The 22,756-nt window shown below is 35.7% G+C and carries 25 protein-coding genes; 15 read left to right on the top strand and 10 right to left on the bottom strand.

Features of this window, described 5'->3' with window-relative positions; all coding sequences use genetic code 11:
* Window positions 1–106: 106 nt before the first annotated feature.
* Window positions 107–1,450 carry an NADP-specific glutamate dehydrogenase gene (gdhA, locus tag E1750_RS11925; protein ID WP_133276992.1) on the bottom strand — a complete coding sequence of 448 codons (1,344 nt, stop codon included), beginning with the start codon at window positions 1,448–1,450 and terminating at the stop codon, window positions 107–109.
* Window positions 1,451–1,738: 288 nt separating this feature from the next.
* Between gdhA and E1750_RS11920 the strand changes: the two genes are divergently transcribed.
* Window positions 1,739–2,545, top strand: coding sequence for a THC0290_0291 family protein (locus E1750_RS11920; protein WP_133276991.1), 807 nt, complete (start codon window positions 1,739–1,741; stop codon window positions 2,543–2,545).
* Window positions 2,546–2,624: 79 nt separating this feature from the next.
* On the opposite strand, the gene E1750_RS11915 is transcribed toward E1750_RS11920, so the two are convergent.
* A complete protein-coding gene (locus tag E1750_RS11915; protein WP_133276990.1) occupies window positions 2,625–3,080 on the bottom strand; it encodes a DinB family protein in 456 nt (151 codons plus the stop codon).
* Window positions 3,081–3,174: 94 nt separating this feature from the next.
* Between E1750_RS11915 and E1750_RS11910 the strand changes: the two genes are divergently transcribed.
* The 6 genes from E1750_RS11910 to nadD all read left to right on the top strand — a co-directional run bounded on the left by E1750_RS11910 (window position 3,175) and on the right by nadD (window position 7,281).
* Window positions 3,175–3,525 (top strand): arsenate reductase family protein, encoded by a 351-nt coding sequence (locus E1750_RS11910; RefSeq protein WP_133278136.1) that lies wholly within the window; start codon window positions 3,175–3,177, stop codon window positions 3,523–3,525.
* Window positions 3,525–4,424, top strand: a complete 900-nt coding sequence (locus E1750_RS11905; protein WP_133276989.1) for a DMT family transporter — start codon at window positions 3,525–3,527, stop codon at window positions 4,422–4,424. Before E1750_RS11910 ends, E1750_RS11905 begins: the two co-directional genes overlap by 1 nt.
* Window positions 4,425–4,516: 92 nt before the next feature.
* Window positions 4,517–5,377 (top strand): YicC/YloC family endoribonuclease, encoded by an 861-nt coding sequence (locus tag E1750_RS11900; protein WP_133276988.1) that lies wholly within the window; start codon window positions 4,517–4,519, stop codon window positions 5,375–5,377.
* Window positions 5,378–5,390: 13 nt separating this feature from the next.
* Window positions 5,391–5,999: a hypothetical protein gene (locus tag E1750_RS11895; RefSeq protein WP_133276987.1), complete on the top strand. Its 609-nt coding sequence runs from the start codon at window positions 5,391–5,393 to the stop codon at window positions 5,997–5,999.
* Window positions 6,000–6,017: 18 nt separating this feature from the next.
* Window positions 6,018–6,596 (top strand): guanylate kinase, encoded by a 579-nt coding sequence (gene gmk / locus E1750_RS11890; RefSeq protein ID WP_133276986.1) that lies wholly within the window; start codon window positions 6,018–6,020, stop codon window positions 6,594–6,596.
* A gap of 94 nt (window positions 6,597–6,690) precedes the next feature.
* Window positions 6,691–7,281, top strand: coding sequence for a nicotinate (nicotinamide) nucleotide adenylyltransferase (gene nadD / locus E1750_RS11885; protein ID WP_133276985.1), 591 nt, complete (start codon window positions 6,691–6,693; stop codon window positions 7,279–7,281).
* A gap of 217 nt (window positions 7,282–7,498) precedes the next feature.
* On the opposite strand, the gene E1750_RS11880 is transcribed toward nadD, so the two are convergent.
* Together E1750_RS11880 and E1750_RS11875 are read right to left on the bottom strand one after the other, a co-directional pair.
* Entirely contained in the window at window positions 7,499–9,397 is a 1,899-nt protein-coding gene (locus E1750_RS11880; RefSeq protein ID WP_133276984.1) for an amidophosphoribosyltransferase, read from the bottom strand.
* A 136-nt stretch (window positions 9,398–9,533) separates the two neighbouring features.
* Window positions 9,534–10,457 carry a PfkB family carbohydrate kinase gene (locus E1750_RS11875; protein ID WP_133276983.1) on the bottom strand — a complete coding sequence of 308 codons (924 nt, stop codon included), beginning with the start codon at window positions 10,455–10,457 and terminating at the stop codon, window positions 9,534–9,536.
* Between the two features lie 377 nt (window positions 10,458–10,834).
* Between E1750_RS11875 and E1750_RS11870 the strand changes: the two genes are divergently transcribed.
* On the top strand, window positions 10,835–11,998 hold the full coding sequence (locus E1750_RS11870; protein ID WP_133276982.1) for an ATP-binding protein: 1,164 nt from the start codon (window positions 10,835–10,837) through the stop codon (window positions 11,996–11,998).
* Between the two features lie 30 nt (window positions 11,999–12,028).
* Here E1750_RS11870 and rnhA read toward each other — a convergent pair whose 3' ends face one another.
* Entirely contained in the window at window positions 12,029–12,508 is a 480-nt protein-coding gene (rnhA, locus tag E1750_RS11865) for a ribonuclease HI (RefSeq protein ID WP_133276981.1), read from the bottom strand.
* Window positions 12,509–12,517: 9 nt separating this feature from the next.
* Entirely contained in the window at window positions 12,518–13,105 is a 588-nt protein-coding gene (purN, locus tag E1750_RS11860; protein WP_133276980.1) for a phosphoribosylglycinamide formyltransferase, read from the bottom strand.
* Between the two features lie 175 nt (window positions 13,106–13,280).
* Between purN and E1750_RS11855 the strand changes: the two genes are divergently transcribed.
* The 6 genes from E1750_RS11855 (at window position 13,281) to E1750_RS11830 (ending at window position 18,683) form a co-directional block, all read left to right on the top strand.
* Window positions 13,281–13,517 (top strand): acyl carrier protein, encoded by a 237-nt coding sequence (locus tag E1750_RS11855; protein WP_007137004.1) that lies wholly within the window; start codon window positions 13,281–13,283, stop codon window positions 13,515–13,517.
* A gap of 242 nt (window positions 13,518–13,759) precedes the next feature.
* Complete coding sequence (gene fabF / locus E1750_RS11850) at window positions 13,760–15,013, top strand: beta-ketoacyl-ACP synthase II (protein ID WP_133276979.1); 1,254 nt, start codon at window positions 13,760–13,762, stop codon at window positions 15,011–15,013.
* 8 nt (window positions 15,014–15,021) lie between these two features.
* Window positions 15,022–15,762 (top strand): ribonuclease III, encoded by a 741-nt coding sequence (gene rnc, locus E1750_RS11845; RefSeq protein WP_133276978.1) that lies wholly within the window; start codon window positions 15,022–15,024, stop codon window positions 15,760–15,762.
* A 112-nt stretch (window positions 15,763–15,874) separates the two neighbouring features.
* Window positions 15,875–16,363, top strand: coding sequence for an IPExxxVDY family protein (locus E1750_RS11840; RefSeq protein ID WP_133276977.1), 489 nt, complete (start codon window positions 15,875–15,877; stop codon window positions 16,361–16,363).
* A 5-nt stretch (window positions 16,364–16,368) separates the two neighbouring features.
* Window positions 16,369–17,799: a pyruvate kinase gene (gene pyk, locus E1750_RS11835; RefSeq protein ID WP_133276976.1), complete on the top strand. Its 1,431-nt coding sequence runs from the start codon at window positions 16,369–16,371 to the stop codon at window positions 17,797–17,799.
* Window positions 17,800–17,912: 113 nt separating this feature from the next.
* A complete protein-coding gene (locus tag E1750_RS11830; protein ID WP_133276975.1) occupies window positions 17,913–18,683 on the top strand; it encodes a Bax inhibitor-1/YccA family protein in 771 nt (256 codons plus the stop codon).
* 55 nt (window positions 18,684–18,738) lie between these two features.
* Here E1750_RS11830 and dinB read toward each other — a convergent pair whose 3' ends face one another.
* Window positions 18,739–19,821: a DNA polymerase IV gene (dinB, locus tag E1750_RS11825; RefSeq protein WP_133276974.1), complete on the bottom strand. Its 1,083-nt coding sequence runs from the start codon at window positions 19,819–19,821 to the stop codon at window positions 18,739–18,741.
* 150 nt (window positions 19,822–19,971) lie between these two features.
* On the opposite strand from dinB, the gene E1750_RS11820 reads away from it, so the two are divergent.
* Window positions 19,972–20,442, top strand: a complete 471-nt coding sequence (locus tag E1750_RS11820; protein WP_133276973.1) for a CYTH domain-containing protein — start codon at window positions 19,972–19,974, stop codon at window positions 20,440–20,442.
* Here the strand turns inward: E1750_RS11820 and E1750_RS11815 are convergent, their stop codons facing one another.
* From E1750_RS11815 to E1750_RS11805, 3 genes are all read right to left on the bottom strand, one after another.
* Entirely contained in the window at window positions 20,443–21,033 is a 591-nt protein-coding gene (locus tag E1750_RS11815; RefSeq protein ID WP_133276972.1) for a septal ring lytic transglycosylase RlpA family protein, read from the bottom strand.
* A gap of 78 nt (window positions 21,034–21,111) precedes the next feature.
* Window positions 21,112–21,534 carry a hypothetical protein gene (locus E1750_RS11810; protein WP_133276971.1) on the bottom strand — a complete coding sequence of 141 codons (423 nt, stop codon included), beginning with the start codon at window positions 21,532–21,534 and terminating at the stop codon, window positions 21,112–21,114.
* A gap of 197 nt (window positions 21,535–21,731) precedes the next feature.
* Window positions 21,732–22,745 carry a fasciclin domain-containing protein gene (locus E1750_RS11805; protein ID WP_133276970.1) on the bottom strand — a complete coding sequence of 338 codons (1,014 nt, stop codon included), beginning with the start codon at window positions 22,743–22,745 and terminating at the stop codon, window positions 21,732–21,734.
* Window positions 22,746–22,756 lie beyond the last annotated feature (11 nt).

Here is a 22,756-nt window from a genome sequence, read left to right as displayed (position 1 = left end):
TAATACAAACGAAAGTAATTGGATTTTGTTACATAAAAAAAGACCTTCATTTCTAATCTGAATTTTCAGAAAAAAATGAAGGCCTCCTATAATTTATAAGTTCAGTCTATACCACTCCTTGTGCCAGCATAGCGTCGGCTACTTTTACGAACCCTGCGATATTCGCTCCTTTTACATAATCAACATAACCCGCTGCATCTGTACCGTATTTTACGCAAGAGGCGTGAATAGCCAACATAATTCCTTTCAGTTTTTCGTCAACTTCTTCAGATGACCAGCTTAATCGTAGCGAATTTTGAGACATTTCAAGTCCTGAAGTTGCTACTCCGCCCGCATTTGATGCTTTTCCAGGTGCAAATAAAATTTTCGCTTTTTGAAAAACGTGCACGGCTTCTGGTGTTGTAGGCATATTGGCTCCTTCTGAAACGCAAATACAACCATTGGCCACTAGCATTTTTGCTTCTTCTTCATTCAATTCGTTTTGGGTAGCACAAGGTAATGCAATATCACATTTCACTTCCCAAGGTCGTTTTCCTGCAAAGTATTTTGCAGTAGGATATTTGCTTAGATAATCGCTGATTCGTCCTCTTAACTCATTTTTTATTTCCATGATGTAGGCTAATTTCGTAGCATCTATTCCATCGGCATCATAAATATACCCTGCAGAATCGGACATAGTAACCACTTTACCTCCAAGTTGAGTTGCTTTTTCTGCAGCATATTGAGCCACATTTCCCGAACCTGAAACAACCACTGTTTTTCCCTTAAAACTATCTCCTTTGGTTTGCAACATACTATTGGCAAAATACACATTGCCATATCCTGTTGCTTCAGGTCTAACCAAAGACCCTCCAAATGAAATTCCTTTTCCAGTTAAAACCCCTGTAAATTCATTTCTGAGTCTTTTGTATTGTCCAAACATAAAGCCCACCTCTCTACCTCCTACGCCAATATCTCCGGCAGGTACGTCTGTATTTGCACCAATATGTTTAGATAACTCCGTCATAAATGCTTGACAGAAACGCATCACTTCATTGTCTGATTTCCCTTTCGGGTCAAAATCTGCGCCACCTTTTCCGCCGCCCATTGGTAATGTTGTTAAACTGTTTTTGAATGTTTGCTCGAACGCAAGAAATTTCAAAATGCTTAAATTTACGGAAGGATGAAAACGAATTCCTCCTTTGTAGGGTCCGATGGCAGAGTTCATCTGGATTCGGTATCCTCTGTTTACCTGCGTTTCGCCTTTATCATCGGTCCAAACTATTCTAAACATGATTACACGCTCAGACTCGACCATTCGTTCCAAAAGCATTTTGTTTTGGTATTTTTTATTCTCTTCAATAAAAGGAATTACAGTTTCTGCAACTTCTTGTACTGCCTGCATGAATTCAGGTTCGTTAGCATTTCTTTTTGCAACCGATTCAATGAATGAAGTAATACTTTGTGACATATTTTTAAAATTATTAACGGTTAAGAAAACGTTTTCGTTAGTAGCGACAAATATACATTATATCGGAATATTTTAGCATTTATTTGTTATTTCTTAACACCTAGCAACGCTTTTTTATTGATGTTGGAACAAATTTATTTAATATCAAAACTATTGCTATCGAAAACCTTTAATCGGTATAATATCTTTATATAATTTTTATATTGGTTAACGTTTTATTATAATTCATCCCATAATCTAAAGATTGATTGATGTTTTTATATATTTGTAAAAAAGTAATTCATTAGAATGATCCCAAAATCTATTACATTTTTCTGCTTAATCCTTTTTTTTGGCCTTTCAAATACAGCTAAAGCTCAATTTGGATTTTCACACGAAATTGGTGTTATCGCTGGCCCTGTAGCCTTTCAGTCGGACTATGGCGAAAGGCATGATTTGTCAACCAATGCAGGAAATTCAGGATATGGAATTGGTATCATACATTATATGAACTTTTCCTATACTGCCGAATGTAATTGTTACACCCCAGAAACCTATTTTAACGACCACTTCAAGCTTAGAAGCGAATTGTCTTACAATAAAACAAAGTTAGATCATTTTGGCCAATGGGTTGAAGGCAAGCCCTCTCTAGGAAAAGAACAATTAAAAGCAATGGATGGCAGCACCGACGTAACCAATATTGGGATGCAGTTGGAGTTTTTCCCTTTAAGTATTCGTGAATTTACCGAAACTATTGGAAGTTGGGCCCCTTTTGTAAGTCTTGGAGCTCAATACAGTTTTTACAATGCCGAAGCCTATTCTACAATGGGACCGTTGGGAACACCTTTGACCACTTTTCCCAAATATTTAACCCCAACAGACGATCGTGCCTACGGATTTTCTACGGAATCGAGCTCTGTTTGGTCCGTAGTTTCCAGTTTAGGAACCCGATACAAACTATCCCCGCTATCGGATTTGATGGTCGACTTAAGATTGCAATATTATTTTTCAGATTGGGTAGACGGCTTAAACCCGAACCCTGAACTTTACAAGGAAAACAAAGCCAATGATTGGAATGTTTGGTTCAATGTGGGCTATATTTATTACATTCAATAACCCAACCTCATCTATTTAAAAACACGAAACCCAACTCAAAACATTTTTAAGTTGGGTTTTGCATTTAGTTTTGGTGTACTTAAACTAGCTTTCTTAAACTCATCATAATGCCAAGATGGAGCCCTTCGTGAAAGTTGTTGAACGCCATTGCTCCTTCAGCATTTTTTAAAACAAAGCCTGTCGAAGTTGGATATTCTTGGTATTCTTTGAAAACATTATTCTTCAAATCCTCATTTGTTTTTTCGATGGTTACAAATAACAACGATTTGATTTCCTCTACTTCAGTTTGCGTAATTTCTTGCTCAGGCTTGCTTCCTTTTTTGAATTTTTCGACCATGTCATCTGAAACCATCATTGGCAAACCGGACAATTTATAAACCAATAATTGTTGTGTAACTAGTATATGGCCAATATTCCAAATTAAATTATTACTAAAACCTTCGGGAATTTTGTTGAGCTGTTCTAAAGAATAATTTTCGAGAAATTTCAAAGCCATTTTCCTACTAGTTGTATTTACTTCGAGTGTGTGATGCATATCATACTAATTTATAGTTTTAAATTTTTGATAAAAATAATCATTTTCCGTTTCAAATGAATTTTCTTTGCACAAAGAAATTGCATTGACCAATATGAACAAAATATATTATCTCGCTTCCTGCGATACTTGTCGAAAAATAATCAAATCGTTACCGAAAGATCATAATTTAGTGTTTCACGACATTAAACAAGACCCTATTACAGAGAAAGAATTGGAGGAAATGTACCAACTATCGGGAAGTTACGAAGCGCTTTTTAGCAAAAAAGCACAACTCTATAAATCGATGGATTTTAAGAACAAATCATTGACCGAAGCGGATTTCAAAAAATACATTCTTGAGCATTACACTTTCTTGAGTCGCCCCGTTTTTATTATTGACAATAGCATATACATTGGCAACAGCCAACAGAACATACTCCAAGTGATGAAAGCTTTAGCCTAATGTCAAAACGAACTCTTGCCCTTATTACTGCTACTTTAGTTTCTATTTTTTATGGAATGACATTTACCATTGCCAAAGATGTGATGCCAAAACACATTGGCGCTTACGGTTTTTTAATTATTCGAGTGGGCGGCGCCACCCTTTTGTTTTGGTTGTCGTGGCTTTTTGCTCGAATTCCGGAGCAAGTACGTGCCGAAAAAATAGAACGAGCTGATTTTCCTCGAATAATTGCAGCAGCATTTTTCGGAATAACGCTGAATATGCTTTGTTTCTTCAAAGGGTTAAGCTTAACTTCTCCCATATCGGCATCTGTATTGATGGTTTCTACGCCTATGATTGTCTTGGTGCTTTCTGCGATAATAATGAAAGAACGCATTCAAAAACGAATGGTTTTTGGACTTGTTTTGGGCTTAATTGGAACCTCGGCGCTCATTCTTTACGGAAAAACCATCAAAAGCGAACCTCAAGCCAGTTTGGGAAATTTTCTGGTGTTTGCCAATGCAATCTCTTATGGTTTATACTTGGTTTTGGTTAAAAAACTGATGGCAAAATACAATGCTTTCAACTTTGTAAAATGGGTGTATCTCATCGGTTTTATAATGATTGTGCCCTTTGGCTGGAACGAGTTATCCATTGTAGATTGGTCGATAATGCCAACGGACATTTATTGGAAAATAGGTTTTGTTGTCGTTTTTTCGACCTTCTTGACCTACTTGCTCAATTTGCTTTCGATGAAAGAACTAAAACCAACTACAGTGGCGGTTTTCATCTACTTGCAGCCATTTTTTGCAACAATTTTTGCTATTGGTTTAGGCAAAGACGAACTCACATTAGTAAAAATCATTTCGGCAGTTTTGATATTTGCAGGAGTATATTTAGTAACGCAGAAAGCCCCCTAAACCCCAAAGCGGGAATGGATAAGTTGTTTAAATTCGCCCTTTGGAGGTTAAGGGGCTTTTTTTCTTATCTTTGAATTCTTTTAGAAAATAATATGATACAATCAATGACCGGATTTGGCAAAGCTACTTTGCAATTGCCAACCAAAAAAATTACCGTTGAAGTAAAATCCCTAAACAGTAAAGGTTTGGATTTAAGCGTGCGAATGCCTTCGTCCTACCGCGAAATGGAACTGGGTTTACGCAACCAAATTGCCTTGAAACTCGAAAGAGGGAAAGTAGATTTTTCGATTTTTATAGAAAGTACCGCCGAGCAAACCTCAACGAAAGTCAACGTGCCCATTGTAAAAGCCTACATCAGTCAATTGCGCGAAGTGTATCCGGCTGCCGATGAAACCGAATTGATGAAAATGGCTGTTCGAATGCCAGACACTCTCAAAACCGAACGAGAAGAAATCGACGAAAATGACTGGGTCGAAATTCAGAAAGTAATTGTCGAAGCCTTGGATTATATTGGAGATTTCCGCAAAGATGAAGGGGCTTCATTGGAGAAAGAATTCCAATTGCGCATAAGCAACATACGTCAATATATGAACGACGCTTTAGCTCTTGATCCAGAAAGGGTTCAAGCGATAAAATACCGTTTGCAAACCGCCATTGCAGAATTGAAAGTCAATGTCGATGAAAACCGTTTTGAACAGGAATTGATTTATTACCTAGAAAAATTGGACATTACCGAAGAAAAAGTGCGTTTGACCAATCACCTAGATTATTTCTTGGAAACCATCAACGGGACGGAAGCCAACGGTCGAAAACTAGGTTTCATCACCCAAGAAATGGGACGCGAAATCAACACAATGGGTTCGAAATCGAATCACGCCCAAATGCAAAAACTTGTTGTGATGATGAAGGATGAATTGGAAAAAATTAAGGAACAGGTTTTGAATGTGTTGTAAGCGATTTTAATCAATGATAAGATATTATTTCATCTCCTTGTTTTTAACTCTTTTCAATTGTTTTGGACAAGAAGTCTCTGAAATAAATAAAGTTTTAGAAATACCTGATACATTAGAATTTCAAAAAGAAATCCGAATTTATAAAGATTATTCTATTTCAAATACTGTAGAAATTTTCAGAATGTATGATGAAGGTAAAAACAATTGGAAAGTAACTATTTATTATTATTCAAAAAATTTAAAACAAGTAACAAAAATTAACCAAATTCAATTTCCAAAAGAAAATATTGGAAAACTAAAACCAAAAGACGCTAATTTAATATGGTTAAATTTATTGCTTTTGGATTTAGAATTTTTACCTGATTTAAAAGAAATCAATTACAAATTAAAATTGAGTTCAATCAAGTTCGAAGATGGTGAATATGTGACTATTAAGAATATAAAAACCGTAGTTGATGGAGATAGTTATGAAGTCTTTATAAAAAATGGGAGTATTGAGAATAGTTTTTCTTTTAACAATCCTGAAACCTATTTAAAATATTATCCAAATGTTGATGAACTGATTTCGTATAATCAACTATTATCAACAATTAAAAAAGAATTCAATCTTTGGAATGATTGATTACATATAAATTAAAGAATGAAAAAAGGAAAATTAATAGTGTTTTCGGCACCATCAGGTTCTGGGAAAACCACCATAGTTAGGCATTTATTAAAGCAAGAAGACTTGAATTTGGAGTTTTCTATTTCCGCAGCAACGCGGGAAGCTCGTGGCGAAGAAGTAAACGGTAAAGATTATTACTTTATGTCACTAAAAGATTTCAAAACCCACATCAAAAACGAAGATTTTGTAGAATGGGAAGAAGTGTATAGAGATAATTTTTATGGAACTTTGAAAAGCGAAGTCGAACGCATTTGGGCTCTAGGAAAAAACGTAATTTTCGACATTGATGTAGCTGGTGGATTGCGCATCAAACATAAATTTCCTGAGGAAACCTTAGCAGTTTTCGTAAAACCACCTAGTGTGGACGAACTCAAAAGGAGGCTCAAAGAACGCTCCACCGAAAGCGACGAAAAAATAAATATGCGAATTGCAAAAGCCCACGTCGAATTGGCGACAGCGCCACAATTTGATGTTGTTATTAAAAACTATGATTTGGCTATTGCTCTCGAAGAAGCGCATCATTTAGTGAAGGAATTTGTGAATGAAAAAATCTAAAAAAGAAAAAAATCCAAACAATCTAAAAAAATGATTGTGAACTTTTACTTTTTTTAGATTTTTCAATTTTTTGGATTTTTTAGATTAAAATAAAATGAAAATCGGACTCTATTTCGGAACATTCAATCCCATTCATATTGGACATTTGATAATTGCCAATCATATGGCCGAGAATTCTGATTTAGACCAAATCTGGATGGTCGTAACTCCTCACAATCCTTTAAAAAATAAAAAAACAATACTTGACGATTACCAACGTCTGCAACTCGTTTTTTTGGCCACCGAAGACTATCCAAAAATCAAACCTTCGGATATTGAATTCAAGTTAACCCAACCCAATTATACGGTAAATACCTTGGCTCATTTGCAGGATAAATATCCGCAGCACGAATTTGCGCTGATTATGGGTGAGGACAATCTAAAGTCGTTTCACAAGTGGAAAAATCACGAGGTTATTTTGCAAAATCACAGTATTTATGTGTATCCACGTATAGCAACTGAAACAGACGCAAAACAGGATTTAACTATAAAAAACAATCCCAACATTCACACTATCGATGCTCCGATTGTAGAAATTTCATCCACCTTTATTCGCGAGAACATCAAAAATAAGAAGAATGTTCGTCCGCTTATGCCTGAAAAAGTTTGGGAATATATAGACCACAATAATTTGTACAAGAAGTAATAAGGAACTTCAAAATTGGAAACAAAAAAAACATAAATTTCCTTGACTTTATTCCAATAAAAAAGGTGAAATTGCTTTCACCCTTTTTGCCCCAAATCTACCATAAACTTAACCTACTAATATTATGGTGAGTCAAAGATATGGTTACAATCGTTTTTCAACAAATTTATTAGATGAAATACTCAAATACTCGATGAAATGCTAAAATACTGTTTTATTAATATGCTCTGGCATTTTTACCTTCATAAAAATTCATAAATGCCTTATTTACAACACGATTTCCTCCGGGAGTTGGATAATCTCCAGTGAAATACCAATCCCCTAAATTTTTCGGACAAGCCTGATGTAAATTTTCAACGGTTTGGAAAATAATTTTAACCTCAGCTTCGATTTCAGGCGAACTCAAAAGTTCCGCTATTTTATTTGAAATTTCCTGAGGTGCAAAAGGTGCATAAATTTCATTGACAAAATTGACAACTTCAGTATCGTGATAATCCTCTTGTTTTTTGCATTTAGCATACACTTCATCAACAATATGGTATAAATTTCTCTCCTTTAGCAGCTCTAAGGCAGCCCGAAAAGCAACCAAGCCCTCTAATTTCGCCATATCGATACCGTAACAATCGGGATAACGAATTTGAGGTGCCGACGAAACTACAACTATACTTTTGGGTTTCAATCGATCCATCATTTTGATAATACTCATTTTGAGTGTCGTTCCTCTTACGATACTGTCATCAATAATTACTAAATTATCGGTTGGTTTTATGACGCCATAAGTTACATCATACACGTGAGCTACTAGATCATCACGACTGCTGTCTTCGGTAATGAAGGTGCGCAATTTGGCATCTTTTATGGCTACTTTTTCGGTTCTAATTTTTACCGAAAGGATTTCTTCTAGTTTCTCTTTGGTCAATTTTTTTCTGTTTTCCAGAATATAATTGTTTTTCCGTTGGTTCAGAAAATCCTGTGCCGCTTCGACCATTCCGTAAAAAGAAGTCTCCGCTGTATTGGGGATATAGGAGAAAACCGTGTTGTCGGTATCATTATCGATCGCTTCGAGAACAGCAGGCAGAATCAATTTTCCTAAATTTTTTCGTTCCTGATAAATTTCGGCATCACTACCGCGAGAAAAATAAATTCGTTCGAAAGAACACGCTTTTTTTACCGTTGGTGTCAGGATTTCTTCCTCGGTAACTTTTCCGTTTTTCTTGATGATTAAGGCATTTCCGGGTTGTAATTCCTGCACTTTTTCGAAAGGCACATTGAAAACTGTTTGAATAACCGGACGTTCGGATGCCACTACGACAATTTCGTCATCTTCATAAAAATAAGCGGGGCGAATTCCTGCGGGATCTCTAAATACAAAAGCGTCTCCGTGCCCCAAAAGTCCTGCCATCGCATAACCACCATCTAAATTTTTAGAAGCTCTTTTCAAAATTCGAGCAATATCTAATTTTTCGGCGATTACGGGTGAAGCCTCCCTTTTGTTCAAACCATTATTTTTGCACTCTTGATACAAATCAGTAACGGCATTGTCTAAGAAATGCCCAATTTTTTCCATTACTGTAACGGTATCCGCCATTTCTTTGGGATGTTGACCCAATTCTATCAAACTTTGAAAAAGCTCGGTCACATTGGTCATATTGAAATTTCCTGCCAAAATCAAATTTCGGTGCATCCAGTTGTTTTGACGTAAAAAGGGATGAACACTTTCGATACTATTTTTCCCAAAAGTACCATAACGCACGTGTCCTAGAAACAATTCGCCCAGATATGGAATTTTCCTTTTCTGTAAAGCAATATTATCGACATATTCTGGATTCGCAGCCAATTCGTCGTTGATGCGTTCATTTATTTGTGAAAAAACATCTTGAATGGGTTGCGCTGCATTCGATCGAACTCTACTGATGTATCGCTCTCCGGGTTCGACATCAAGCTTAATACTTGCAAAACCTGCACCATCCTGACCACGGTTGTGCTGCTTTTCCATCAAGAGATACATTTTTTTTATCCCGTAGAAAGCCGTTCCGTATTTTTCTTTGTAGAATTCTAACGGTTTTTTTAATCGTAAAAGGGCAATGCCACATTCGTGTTTAATTGCGTCGCTCATTATTGTTGCGGTTTAGTTGTGTTGGGTGTTTATTTTTTAGCCAATCTGTAATTTAATATTGGACTTGCTTTCAAATAAATTTGTGATTTGCATTTTTCTAAACAAAAAAAGCCCCGAAAATTCGAGGCAAACTCTGTTATATTTCTATATCAAATTGTGTCAAGGACTTAAACTGTTGTAATCGTGCGATGACTTCATCCTTTTCTAAATTGACCATACGCTCTGTGCCGAATTTTTCTACACAAAATGAAGCTAAATTGGAACCATATATAATGGCACTTTTCATGTTTTCGAATGATATGTTTTCACTTTGCGTGATAAACCCAGAAAATCCGCCGGCAAAAGTATCTCCAGCTCCAGTCGGATCAAAAACTTCTTCTAATGGTAAAGCGGGTGCAAAGAAAATTTTGTTGTCGTGAAACAATAGTGCGCCGTGCTCTCCTTTTTTGATGACCACATATTCTGGCCCCATAGTATGAATTTTTGCCGCAGCTTTAACCAAAGAATATTCCCCTGATAATTGCCTTGCTTCTTCGTCATTGATGGTAATTACATCAACTCGTTTGATCACATCTAACAATTCGGGTAGGGCACAATCCATCCAAAAATTCATAGTGTCAAGTACCACTAATTTGGGTTTTACATCCATTTGGTCTAAAACACTGCTTTGTACTAAGGGATGTAAGTTTCCTAACATCACCACATCGGCAGTTTTGAAATCTTGTGGTACTTTGGGTTGAAAATCTGCCAAAACGTTCAATTCCGTCGCAAGTGTGTCTCTGGAATTCAAATCATTATGATACAAACCACTCCAAAAGAAGGTTTTCCCCCCTTTGACTACTTCTATTCCTGAAATATCAATGTTTCTGGAGGTTAATAGATCTAGATATTCTTGTGGAAAATCGTCACCAACCACAGAAACGATAGCCGATTTCAAATTAAAATTAGAAGCCGAAAGTCCAATATAAGTGCCTGCTCCGCCTAAAATTTTGTCTGTTTTGCCAAAAGGCGTTTCGATAGCGTCGAACGCAACGGTTCCAACAATCAGTAATTTATTCATTCTGTGAGTTTCGAATTAAGCGGCAAAGATAGTTTATAAGTTTTAGAGTTGCAAAGGTTGCCTGTCTCAAAGTTTTCACAAAAGTTTCTCTATTAAATTTCTTTATCGTAAGTATTCACAACAAGTTTGCTCCAAAGGCAAAAACTGCCAAAATATTGCAAGGCCAGCAGTCAAAATCATTTTATGTTTTTTCCTATTTTAAAAATTGCCTTAATTTTTTTGATTTAAATTTAGAAATTTATGACTTAAAATAGTTTTATGTGCTAATTCAAAACATAAATATCAGGGATTACATTGATAAAAACCGTACTATTTTAGACTTAAATCGAAAAAAATATGGTATTTTTGCGATTATAATCCAATTTAATCTACTAAAAATGGTATCAATTCCAAGACAGCTAGCCCCAAAAATTCAAAAAGATTGTTTTAAAGGTAAAGTGATATTGCTTTTAGGAGCAAGACAAGTTGGCAAAAGCACACTCATAAAAATGCTTCCTTTCGATTCAGAAATTGAAGTATTATGGCTCGATGGCGAGAATGCCGATGTTCATTTACTACTTGAAAACGCAAATAGTGAACGTTTAAAACAAATAGCAGGAAACCATAAAGTTGTTGTAATTGACGAAGCACAAAAAATAAATACAATTGGCAGTGTCTTAAAACTTTTTTCGGATTATCACAAAGAAATTCAAGTAATTGCAAGTGGTTCAAGTGCTTTTGAACTTCGAAATTCTTTAAACGAACCTTTAACCGGAAGAAAATTCGAATTCAACTTATTTCCAATATCGTTTCAAGAAATGGTAAACCACTCGAATTTACTATTAGAAATCAGACAATTACCTAAACGCTTGTGCTATGGCTATTATCCCGAGATAGTAACCAACAGTGGAACTGAAGAGCGATTACTGAAATTTTTATCTGAAAGCTACCTTTATAAAGACATTTTTCTATTTAAAGGCATCAAAAAACCTGAAAAAATATTAGAATTACTGAAGTTACTTGCTTGGCAAATTGGCAGTGAAGTAAATTACAACGAACTCGCTAAAACATTAAAAATTGATAATCAAACTATCGAAAGTTACGTAAATATGTTAGAACAGGCTTTTGTAATTTACAAACTACCAGCATTCAACACTAACCAAAGAAAGGAACTGAAAAAGTCAAAAAAAATATATTTCAACGATTTGGGAATCAGAAATGCGCTCATCAATGATTTTCGACCTGTCGAAATTAGAAATGACAACGGCGCTCTCTTTGAAAATTTTATAATAAACGAATTTCGTAAACAAAATGAATACCAACAAGTCTTCGCAAACTTCTATTTTTGGAGAACAACAGATCAAAAAGAAATAGATTTAGTGATCAAAAAAAATGGACTTTTGCATCTCTTTGAAATCAAATGGAACCCGAACAAAAAAGCAGTCTTAACCAAAAGCTTCAGTAATATTTATACCAATTATACTTTTGATGTCATTAACACTACTAATTTTTTTGAATTTGTTTCGGCTGATTTCCTACATACACTTGTTACGAACAAGTAAGCGACAAGCAATCTAGCTTTAAAAAATAGGTCATAACAACTTCTCGTCTTCTTTCTCATAAAAGACATCCACAGCAAGTTGCTTTTGACTCGACGCAAAAACGGCCAATGCATCGCAACGCTCGTTTTGAGGATGATTGTTATGTCCTTTGATCCATTTAAAATCGACCTGATGTTTTCGATAAACTACTAGAAACCGTTTCCACAAATCGGGGTTTTTCTTGCCTATAAAACCTTTTTTCTCCCAGCCAAAAACCCATTTCTTTAGAACCGAATCTACAACATATTTAGAATCAGAAACAATTAAAACTGTCATATTGGGGTTTTTCAGTTTTTCGAGACCAACGATAACAGCCAATAATTCCATCCGATTATTGGTAGTATGACGAAAACCCTCGTAGAACTCTTTTTTGTGTGGTGTCCCGACTAGTTCCATCACAACACCATAACCTCCCGGGCCAGGATTGCCTTTGGCAGCGCCATCAGTGTAAATATGTACTTCGTGATTCAAAGTGGGAAGTTAGAGGTTAGAAGTAGGAAGTGGAATGGAAGTTAGAAGATCTTCTATTACTGATGGAAAATATTGTTGTTCTAATTCGTGGATTTTTTCAGCGACAACTTCGGGACTATCGCTCACCAAAACAGTTACTTTTTTCTGAAAAATAATATGACCTTCATCATAATTTTCGTTAACATAATGAATCGTAATACCAGTTTCTTTTTCTTTGTTTTCGACCACAGCTTGGTGTACATTCATTCCATACATGCCTTTGCCACCATATTTTGGCAACAATGCCGGATGAATATTTATAATTTTATCCGGAAATGCTTCGACGATGCTTTCAGGCATTTTGAGTAAAAATCCCGCAAGAACAATCAAATCCGGAGCTAAATCATTCATTTTTTGTAAGAATTCACCTTTATTCAATTGTTCTTTAGTAAAAATTACCGCTGGAATTTGAAAGTTTTTGGCTCTTTCAATCACTTTGGCATTTGAATTATTGGTAAAAACAGCCACGACATTCGCTATAGCCTTATTTTTAAAATATTTGATAATATTTTCGGCATTAGTCCCCGAACCAGAAGCAAAAATTACGATTTTCTTCATAACAAAAATGATTTCATTTGTGCAAAAAAAAGAATAAAAACTGATAATAAATAACTTTATGAGGCGTTTGTGAAATTTATTTTATAAATTAGCTGTCACATTTATTAACTAAATAGTGGTTTTAAAATAAAGTTTTTTATTTTTGCCAACAAATTAAATTTTAAAATTAAAGATTATGTCAGACATTGCATCAAGAGTAAAAGCGATTATCGTAGACAAATTAGGTGTTGACGAAAACGAAGTGGTAACAGAAGCAAGCTTCACTAATGATTTAGGAGCAGATTCATTGGACACAGTAGAACTTATCATGGAATTCGAAAAAGAATTTGATATCCAAATTCCAGACGACCAAGCCGAAAACATTGCTACTGTAGGTCAAGCGATTTCTTATATCGAAGAAGCTAAGAAATAATAAAAAACACCCAATTTTTAATAAATCCCAATTGATAAAAAACAAATTCCAATTATTGGGGTTTGTAATTTTAAAACGTGGAATTTCTAAAAGTTGGGTGTTATTATTTTAAAAAACTAAAATTCGATTGAATTTCAATCAAAAACATATTTAATATTTAAACACCCATGGCTCTTTTGTAATTTTAATGCAAAAAAAGAAGCGTGGGTTTTATTTGTTGAAAATAGATAAAAACCGTAGTTATGGTATTAAAGAGAGTTGTAGTAACAGGTTTAGGAGCGCTTACTCCTATTGGGAATAATATTCAAGAGTATTGGAACGGTCTGGTTAACGGTATCAGTGGAGCAGCAACGATAACTCATTATGATGCTTCTAAACATAAAACACAATTTGCTTGCGAAGTAAAAAACTTCACCGTTGAAGATTTCATTGATCGCAAAGAAGCCAGAAAAATGGACCGCTATGCACAATATGCTATTGTAACAGCAGAAGAAGCCGTAAATGATGCCGCTTTCAATTTGGACAAATTAGATAAAGACCGAGTAGGTGTTATTTGGGGATCTGGTATTGGTGGATTAGAAACTTTTCAAAATGAAGTTCTGGAGTATTCTAAAGGTGACGGAACGCCAAAATTCAATCCTTTCTTTATACCAAAAATGATTGCCGATATTGCTGGTGGTCATATTTCTATCAAATACGGATTTAGAGGCCCGAATTTCACAACCGTTTCGGCTTGTGCTTCCTCTACAAACGCAATTATCGATGCTTTCAATTACATTCGATTAGGGCATGCCGACGTTATTGTAACTGGTGGTTCTGAAGCCGCAGTTACTATCGCAGGAATGGGTGGTTTCAATGCCATGCACGCTCTTTCTACCAGAAATGACGACCCTAAAACTGCTTCAAGACCTATGGATGCAGACCGTGATGGTTTTGTGCTTGGCGAAGGTGCAGGAGCTTTGATTCTTGAAGAATACGAACATGCTGTAGCACGTGGCGCAAAAATTTATTGCGAAATAGGTGGTGGCGGAATGTCTGCCGATGCGCATCATATTACAGCACCTCATCCGGAAGGATTTGGAGCCAAAAATGTAATGCTAAACTGTTTGAGAGACGCTGGACTAAATCCGACTGACGTTGATGGTGTAAATATGCACGGAACATCGACCCCGCTAGGAGATATTGCAGAATCTAAAGCCATATTACACGTTTTCGGAGAACATGCCTATACCATGAATTTGAATTCTACTAAATCAATGACTGGTCATTTATTAGGTGCTGCTGGTGCGATTGAAACGATTTCATCAATACTTTCGATAAAACACGGTATCGTTCCTCCAACAATCAATCATTTTACTGATGATGAGAGCATTGACAATAAGCTAAACTTCACCTTCAATGTAGCGCAAAAAAGAGACGTAAAAGTTTTGATGAGCAACACTTTTGGATTTGGAGGTCATAATGCTTGTGTATTAGTTAAAAAACTAGACATCTAATTAGCAGAATGAGACTAATAAAAAAAATATTTTCTAAATCCCGTTCTCTTGAAGACGGGATTTTTTTTGATGCTATAAGCGAAATTTTAGGCTTTGTACCTATCGAACTCAACCATTTTAAGAAAGCTTTTACGCATCGTTCTTCCAATAAATTAGACGAAAAAGGAAATGCCATCAATTATGAACGATTAGAATTTCTTGGCGACGCGATGCTAAGTTCCGTTATTGCAGCTCATTTATTCAACAAAGTTCCCACTGGTGACGAAGGCTACTTGACAAAAATGCGTTCTAAAATTGTGAGCAGAGAACATCTAAACGAATTGGGTAAAGATTTGAATTTGGTTCGTTTTATAGAAAGCAAGGTTCCGGTGCAACATTTTGGCGAAAATATTCATGGTAACATTTTTGAATCCTTGGTTGGTGCCATTTATCTCGACAGAGGATATGAGTATTGCGAGAAGTTTATTCAAAAAAGAGTTATCATTCCGTATGTCGACATCGCTAGGCTCGAAGGCAAAGTGATTAGCTACAAAAGCCTTGTGATAGAATGGTGTCAAAAGGAAAAAAAACAGTTTCATTATGATATTTTTGATGACAACGGAATTGATGGCCAACGCTTTTTTGGGGTGAAACTTAGCATCGATGATAAGGTCATTGCCAAAGCAAGGGCAACTTCAAAGAAGAAAGCCGAAGAAAAAGCATCCCAAAGAGCTTATTTTGCATTTCAAAAAAAAATCGATATTAAATAGCGAAATTTCTTAAATCTATATCGTTTTCGCAGATAAAACCGTTAAAACTGATTTAATTTAAGCCCTACTCTACAATAGAAATGCTATCTTTACAACTTATTTTTTTCATAAAATGGCGCTTCATAAATTAGATTTTGAAGATTTTGATGAAATTGAGTATCATCTAGTTGCTATTCATACTTCATTAGAAGATTATAGATTAGCCTATTTTATAAATCAAAAATTGCCTATTAACTTGGGCAAAAACAAGGAGGAAATTCATATTAATATCAAAGAAGGAGAGACTAACTTTTCTAGATTTTCATATTATGATAAAGAAAATGAAATCACTTGGAATTTGATTCAAAATAAAAATGAAGTAATTCAACAAAAAAACGAAAACAGTCAAAATTTGTTTTCAAATCAAACGATAGAAGTTTCGACCAAGGTCTATTTGCTTCCAGAGTTTAAAAAAGTAGATTATTTTCTAAAAATAGAGAATACAACAGATGAAGTGATTCTTGCAAAAATTCAGCATCTGATCAATACCATCGAAAATGTTGCGACCGCCTATGCTGTCGATAAAAATAAAATAAAATCGAAAAATAATTTAATTTTTTAATATTAATGTCAACAAACAAAAAAACAAAAATTGTAGCCACTCTTGGACCTGCTTGTAGTACCAGAGAAATCATAAAAGACATGATTGATGCAGGTGTAAACGTGTTTAGAATCAATTTTTCGCATGCTGATTATAATGATGTAAAAGAGAGAGTACAAATAGTTAGAGATCTTAACGAAGAATTTGGTTATACCACTGCGCTTTTAGCCGATTTACAAGGGCCAAAACTTCGAGTAGGAGTAATGGAAGAAGGTGTAGTTGTCAATGACGGTGATCTGATCAACTTCACAACAGCCGAGGATATCATAGGAACTGCACAAAGAGTTTTTATGAAATACCAAAATTTCCCTAATGATGTAAATCCCGGAGAGCGCATATTGCTTGATGATGGTAAACTTATTTTTGAAATCGTATCAACAGACAAAAAGACCGAGGTTATCGCAAAAGTAATTCAAGGAGGAGAATTGAAATCTAAAAAAGGGGTTAATCTTCCGAATACTAAAATATCACTTCCCGCGCTTACTGAGAAAGATATTGCAGATGCTATTTTTGCCATCGAGCAAAAAGTAGATTGGATTGCGCTTTCCTTCGTAAAAACACCTCGTGACCTTCAAGACCTACAAGAATTAATTGCCAAACATTCAGATGAAAAAATTCCGATTGTTGCCAAAATTGAAATGCCAGAAGCTTTAGTCAATATTGACAAAATTGTGGCCTATTGTGATGCCCTGATGGTGGCTCGTGGGGACTTAGGGGTAGAACTTCCTGCTCACGAAGTGCCATTGGTACAAAAAGAATTGATTCTTAGAGCAAAAACCGCACGTATCCCTGTCATTGTTGCCACTCAAATGATGGAAACTATGATTAATAGCCTAACACCAACCCGTGCCGAAGTAAATGACGTGGCCAACTCGGTCATGGATGGCGCAGACGCCGTAATGCTTTCTGGAGAAACCGCAACGGGTTTATATCCTGTGCAGGTGATCGAAAAAATGACTCAAATATTAGAAGCCGTTGAAGATTCTCCGCTTATCAAAGTGCCTCAAAACACACCACAAGTCAGAACCAATCGTTTTATTACCAAAACAATTTGTCATCACGCCGCGCTTACCGCCAACATTATCGAAGCCAAAGCCATTTGTACTTTGACCAATAGTGGTTATACTGCTTTCCAAATCTCGGCTTGGAGACCATCGGCTCATATTCTGGTATTTACATCAAATAAAAGAATCCTGACCCAACTCAATTTATTATGGGGCGTAAAATCCTATTTTTATGATAAAATGAAAAGTACCGACGATACCATTTCAGATGTCAATGAAATCGCAAGAGAACACGGTTATGTAACCAAAGGAGATTTCCTTATCAACTTGGCGGCAATGCCTTTAAAAGATAAAGGAATGGTCAACACTTTGAGAGTTTCTGAAATTTCATAGAAAATCGACTATTTTTAAAACAATCCGCCTGTTTAGATCATAAACAAGGCGGATTTTTTTTGGATTGAATTTACAATTTAAGCTATCTTTGGTAAAAATAAAAATTATATACTATGGCATTCGAATCGAAAAATCCATTTTTTAACAATAAATCATTTACGGCTACTTCTGCTCCAAAAAATGATGAAGTGCATCAAGCTACGCTTATTGATTACAACCAAGACATGACTTTGTCCGGGACAATCAATAAAACAGTAATCCTCTTTTTATTACTTACCGCATCTGCCATAGTGGTTTGGTGGATGGCTTTCAACGGGATGAACCCTATGTTGCCTACTATTGGAGGAGCTATTGTGGGTTTGATTTTGGTATTAATTGCATCGTTTAAACCACAATATTCGCCTGTTTTGGCTCCCGGCTATGCTTTGTTCGAAGGTTTGTTTATAGGAGGTGTTTCTGCAATTTTTGAGGCACGACATCCCGGAATTGTCATCCAGGCAGTTGGAGCTACCTTTGTAACCTTTGCTGTTTGTTTGGGATTGTATAAATTCAAAATTGTAAAAGTAACCGAGCAATTCAAATCGGTGGTGGTTGCTGCAACACTTGCTATCGCAACCTATTATATCATTTCGTGGTTGTTTTCCATGTTTACAAGTTTTGAACCGGTACATTACGGAAATTCGATGATGAGCATAGGCATCAGCGTTTTTGTAATTGTTATCGCAGCTTTAAATTTATTTTTGGATTTTGACCGAATGGAAAAAGGGGTCGAACAAAAAATGCCCAAATTCATGGAATGGTTCGCCGCAATGGGCTTAATCATCACATTAGTATGGCTTTATATTGAGTTTTTAAGATTACTTTCTAAACTGAATCGAAAGTAAAAAAATATTTTTTCAAGTCACAAAACCATCTGCCCTAGCGGATGGTTTTTTTTGTTCAAAAAGCAAATTTCAATTGCACTACAACCGCCTTTTTTTCTTCGGTGTTGAGATTGCTCAAAGAAATACCAAGTAATCTAACGGAGTCTTTCATTCGCTCCTGAAACAATAATTCTTTTACCGTTTCGAGAATCAATCCTTTGTCAGAAATAAAATAAGGCAAGGTTTTGCTTCGAGTTTGTTGGGTGAAATCGCTGTACTTAATTTTTAAAGTAACCGTTTTACCAGCAATGTGATGTTTTTTGAGTCTTTTTTCTAATGATTGGGCAATGTTTTCCAATCGCTCCAGCATAAAAATTTCGGACGAAAGATTCACATGAAAAGTGTGTTCGGCTGCGACCGATTTTGTAATTCGATCTGATTTTACGGCACTATTGTGAATTCCTCGCACTACATTATAATAGAAACTTCCCGATTTTCCGAAATGTTTTTCCAGAAATTCTAAGGATTTGCTTTTGAGTTCCAATCCTGTAAAAATCCCCAATTGATACATTTTTTCGGTAGTGACCTTCCCTACACCGTAAAATTTTCGGATGGGCAGCACTTCCAAAAAAGGGATCACCTCATCAGGATTGACGGTTTTTTGACCATTGGGTTTGTTGTAATCGCTAGCAATTTTGGCCACAAATTTATTGATAGAAATCCCTGCCGATGCCGTCAATCCAACTTCATTAAGAATGCGAAACCGAATTTCCTGTGCCAACAAAGTCGCACTCGGATTTCCTTTTTTGTTTATGGTCACATCGAGGTAAGCTTCGTCCAGCGAAAGAGGTTCGACTAAATCGGTGTATTCGAAGAATATTTTTCGGATTTTGTTTGATATTTCTTTGTATCGGTCGAATCGCGGTCGAACAAAAATTAAATCTGGGCAATTTTTCTTGGCCAAAACACCACTGATGGCACTTCGAACACCAAATTTTCTCGCTTCATAACTCGCGGCGGCAACAACGCCTCGGTTTTCGGAACCGCCAACAGCGATAGGTTTTCCGCGCAAGGCAGGATTATCCATTTGCTCCACCGAAGCAAAAAAAGCATCCATGTCGATGTGTATGATTTTTCTATTTGGAACTATTTCGGACATAAAGCAAATTTATGTAAATTATTACACAGAGATACACAAAGACGCTTCAGAGATACACGAAGAATTTATATATTTGATGAAGAAAACATTAGAGAATTAAAAACTTGGAGCATCTCTCCAAAAGATTGCTTCGTGCCCCGAAATGACAAAATGATAGAAATAGAAAGAAAATTTTTGGTGACTTCCGAGGCTTTCAAAGAGGAAGCTTTTACCCAAAATCGAATTGCGCAGGGCTATTTGAGCTCTAATCCTGAAAGAACGGTTCGTGTGCGAATAAAAGGAGATAAGGGCTTCTTGACCATAAAAGGCGTCTCGAATGCGTCAGGGTTGTCGAGATTCGAATGGGAAAAAGAAATTGCTATGGATGAGGCTCTAGCTTTATTGCAATTATGCGAAGAGGGCAGCATTGACAAAACCCGATTTGAAGTCAAAGTGGGGAATCACATTTTTGAAATCGATGAGTTTTATGACGGAAATGAAGGATTGATTATGGCGGAAATTGAATTAAAATCAGAAACCGAAAACTTTGAAAAACCGGTCTGGCTCGGAGCTGAGGTGACCAATGACCATCGCTATTATAATTCCTATTTAAGTAAAAATCCTTATAAAAATTGGAAATAACTATTTTTGACGCACCTCCAATGTTACTTTCATATTTCCGGAGGATTTATTGCTCGCAATTTCCATAAATGCTTTTCTGGAAAGATCTATTTCTCTGGATCGAACAAATGGCCCTCTGTCGGTTACTTCGACAAGTACTGATTTTCCGTTGGCTTCATTGGTGACTTTTACGATGGTCCCGAAAGGCAATTTTTTATGTGCAGCAGAATATTTGTTTTTGTCGTATTTTTTTCCGCTAGCGGTCTTTTTACTATGAAATTTATCGTGATAATAGGACGCGTGGGCATTTTTTTTATACAATTTAAATTTTCCTGTTCCTAAAAACAAACTATCGATACCCACCTCCGGCTGATCGAATATAGGGTTGATTTTTTTCACTGTATCAACGGCGGTAATTGTTTTTTCACTTTTTGCAGCCACAACCTTTGTTTTGGCTACGGAATCTTTAGTTTTTGTTGTCTTACTTTTGACTTTATTTAGAGATTGACCATGGGCTACCACAAAAAAAGCAAGGGAAATAAAAACAAAAAAACTGCAGCTTACTAAACTGAAAAAAGGATTTTTTTGGTATTTCTGACGTTTTGAATTCATTTTGGTACTTGAAGTTAAACACGATTAAACAAAAACCATACCTAGCTAAAAAAAGCCCTTTAAAAAGGACTTTTGAGTTTATTTAAACCATAATCCCCAGGGGACTCTACTCAGTATAAGCAGTAATCCAATTCCATAAAAAATGGCAAGCGTCTTGAATTTAGATTCACTGCTAGTTAGTTTTTTATGTTTCACCCAACCGATAGTTATCAAAACAATCCCAATGATGTTTATCAACGGATGCTCCATAGAAGTTAGCCGTAAAGCGCTGTCCTTCATAGAAAAACCAGATAGTCCCAAAGGCGAAACAAAATATACGAGCAGACCTATAATAATTTGTGTATGTATAGCGCCTAAAGCATAAAGTCCTAGTTTTTTATCAGCGTTTTTGTATTCTTTTTTAGATACAAATCCAATGATTGAATTGATTACTGCGATACACAATAATACTATAGCGAGATAAGCCCACCAAGAGTGTAATTTTTGAATGATTTCGTACATAAAATAATTTTTGTTTTAACAAATATAAATAAAAAAAGGTTAAAAAATAGTAATCCTACTTGAAATGAACTAAAAACCTTAATCTATTGGCCACAAAAAAGTAATAAAAAAAGAACCTCCAAATATAATTGCATAAAAAAACCCAGAAAAAATTTCTGGGCTTTTTGAAAATCTATAATTTTATTAGTCAACCAAAATTACAATGATTGCAGCACCTTATCAACTATTTGGATAGATCCGTTTGCTCCTTGAATGTTTAATACTGTAGCATTTGCATTAACAGCAGGTGTTGATTTGTCAACAATTTTCAATGTTCCTCTTGTTATTACGAAAGTATAAGTAGGGAATAAAGTAGTAACTGTAATATCTGCTGTTGTAGAAAAAGCAGTCGCAGACGAAGTTACTCTATTGAATTTTTCTAAATGATAATTTAAAATTTTAGTGATATCAGCATCTGTTTTACCTACTAAATAACCTCCTGTTCCTAGCGCTTTTGTAAAAGCAGCGTTTGTTGGAGCATATACAGTAACCGGCGCAGCACCTGTTGCAGCAGTTAATGTAGCTAAAACTGAAGATTGAGCAGGACTTGTTACAACACCAACTAATGATGATAATGATGGATTCGCTACCGCGTGTTGCACAATCGTAGGTATAGCTAATACACCATCAATAACGTGAACTATACCATTACTAGCATCAATATCTGCTTTAGTTACTTTTGCACCACCATTAGAAACACCACCGTTTACCAAAACATCAGCTGCAGGTTTGCTAATATACATACTTATGTTTGCTCCTGAAGTTGATGTTGGAGTAGATCTGTAAAACCCAAAAGTTTTAAAATATCCGCCTGCTAATAAGTCAGAAGATCTTGTTCCAATTCCAAGAACGTGATTTAGCACTACTACTCTTAAATTAGCAATTGCTGTTGCGTCGGTCATTGCTGTAATATCGCCGCTTTTAATCCCAGCTTTGTTAAAAGCATCATTTGTAGGGGCAAAAACAGTATAAGAACCTGGATTACTCAAAGTTGTTGCTAAACCTGTTTTAACTACTGCCTCAACTAAAATACTAAAGTTCGGATCTGATTTTGCAATATCTACGATTGAAGGAAGTCTAGCTACGTCTTCTGAAGTTTCAGAACAAGAAAAAGTCAAGAATGTTACCGATAAAATGGCAACTAAATATAGAATTTGATTTTTAATTTTCATAATTTTTATTT

Source organism: Flavobacterium nackdongense, assembly GCF_004355225.1.
Taxonomy (GTDB): domain Bacteria; phylum Bacteroidota; class Bacteroidia; order Flavobacteriales; family Flavobacteriaceae; genus Flavobacterium; species Flavobacterium nackdongense.
Note: the sequence above shows the minus strand (reverse complement) of the source record. Positions and strands in the feature narration are given on the sequence as shown.

Excerpts from the sequence above, each read along its gene's own strand:
- E1750_RS11840 (WP_133276977.1), top strand. The coding sequence starts at position 15,875 with ATGGCGCTTCATAAATTAGATTTTGAAGATTTTGATGAAATTGAGTAT.
- E1750_RS11855 (WP_007137004.1), top strand. The coding sequence starts at position 13,281 with ATGTCAGACATTGCATCAAGAGTAAAAGCGATTATCGTAGACAAATTA.
- E1750_RS11910 (WP_133278136.1), top strand. The coding sequence starts at position 3,175 with ATGAACAAAATATATTATCTCGCTTCCTGCGATACTTGTCGAAAAATA.
- E1750_RS11920 (WP_133276991.1), top strand. The coding sequence starts at position 1,739 with ATGATCCCAAAATCTATTACATTTTTCTGCTTAATCCTTTTTTTTGGC.
- purN (WP_133276980.1), bottom strand. The coding sequence starts at position 13,105 with ATGAAGAAAATCGTAATTTTTGCTTCTGGTTCGGGGACTAATGCCGAA.
- pyk (WP_133276976.1), top strand. The coding sequence starts at position 16,369 with ATGTCAACAAACAAAAAAACAAAAATTGTAGCCACTCTTGGACCTGCT.
- E1750_RS11900 (WP_133276988.1), top strand. The coding sequence starts at position 4,517 with ATGATACAATCAATGACCGGATTTGGCAAAGCTACTTTGCAATTGCCA.
- E1750_RS11830 (WP_133276975.1), top strand. The coding sequence starts at position 17,913 with ATGGCATTCGAATCGAAAAATCCATTTTTTAACAATAAATCATTTACG.
- E1750_RS11820 (WP_133276973.1), top strand. The coding sequence starts at position 19,972 with ATGATAGAAATAGAAAGAAAATTTTTGGTGACTTCCGAGGCTTTCAAA.
- nadD (WP_133276985.1), top strand. The coding sequence starts at position 6,691 with ATGAAAATCGGACTCTATTTCGGAACATTCAATCCCATTCATATTGGA.
- fabF (WP_133276979.1), top strand. The coding sequence starts at position 13,760 with ATGGTATTAAAGAGAGTTGTAGTAACAGGTTTAGGAGCGCTTACTCCT.
- E1750_RS11905 (WP_133276989.1), top strand. The coding sequence starts at position 3,525 with ATGTCAAAACGAACTCTTGCCCTTATTACTGCTACTTTAGTTTCTATT.
- E1750_RS11810 (WP_133276971.1), bottom strand. The coding sequence starts at position 21,534 with ATGTACGAAATCATTCAAAAATTACACTCTTGGTGGGCTTATCTCGCT.
- E1750_RS11895 (WP_133276987.1), top strand. The coding sequence starts at position 5,391 with ATGATAAGATATTATTTCATCTCCTTGTTTTTAACTCTTTTCAATTGT.
- E1750_RS11870 (WP_133276982.1), top strand. The coding sequence starts at position 10,835 with ATGGTATCAATTCCAAGACAGCTAGCCCCAAAAATTCAAAAAGATTGT.
- gmk (WP_133276986.1), top strand. The coding sequence starts at position 6,018 with ATGAAAAAAGGAAAATTAATAGTGTTTTCGGCACCATCAGGTTCTGGG.
- E1750_RS11805 (WP_133276970.1), bottom strand. The coding sequence starts at position 22,745 with ATGAAAATTAAAAATCAAATTCTATATTTAGTTGCCATTTTATCGGTA.
- dinB (WP_133276974.1), bottom strand. The coding sequence starts at position 19,821 with ATGTCCGAAATAGTTCCAAATAGAAAAATCATACACATCGACATGGAT.
- E1750_RS11815 (WP_133276972.1), bottom strand. The coding sequence starts at position 21,033 with ATGAATTCAAAACGTCAGAAATACCAAAAAAATCCTTTTTTCAGTTTA.
- rnc (WP_133276978.1), top strand. The coding sequence starts at position 15,022 with ATGAGACTAATAAAAAAAATATTTTCTAAATCCCGTTCTCTTGAAGAC.
- E1750_RS11915 (WP_133276990.1), bottom strand. The coding sequence starts at position 3,080 with ATGCATCACACACTCGAAGTAAATACAACTAGTAGGAAAATGGCTTTG.
- gdhA (WP_133276992.1), bottom strand. The coding sequence starts at position 1,450 with ATGTCACAAAGTATTACTTCATTCATTGAATCGGTTGCAAAAAGAAAT.
- E1750_RS11875 (WP_133276983.1), bottom strand. The coding sequence starts at position 10,457 with ATGAATAAATTACTGATTGTTGGAACCGTTGCGTTCGACGCTATCGAA.
- E1750_RS11880 (WP_133276984.1), bottom strand. The coding sequence starts at position 9,397 with ATGAGCGACGCAATTAAACACGAATGTGGCATTGCCCTTTTACGATTA.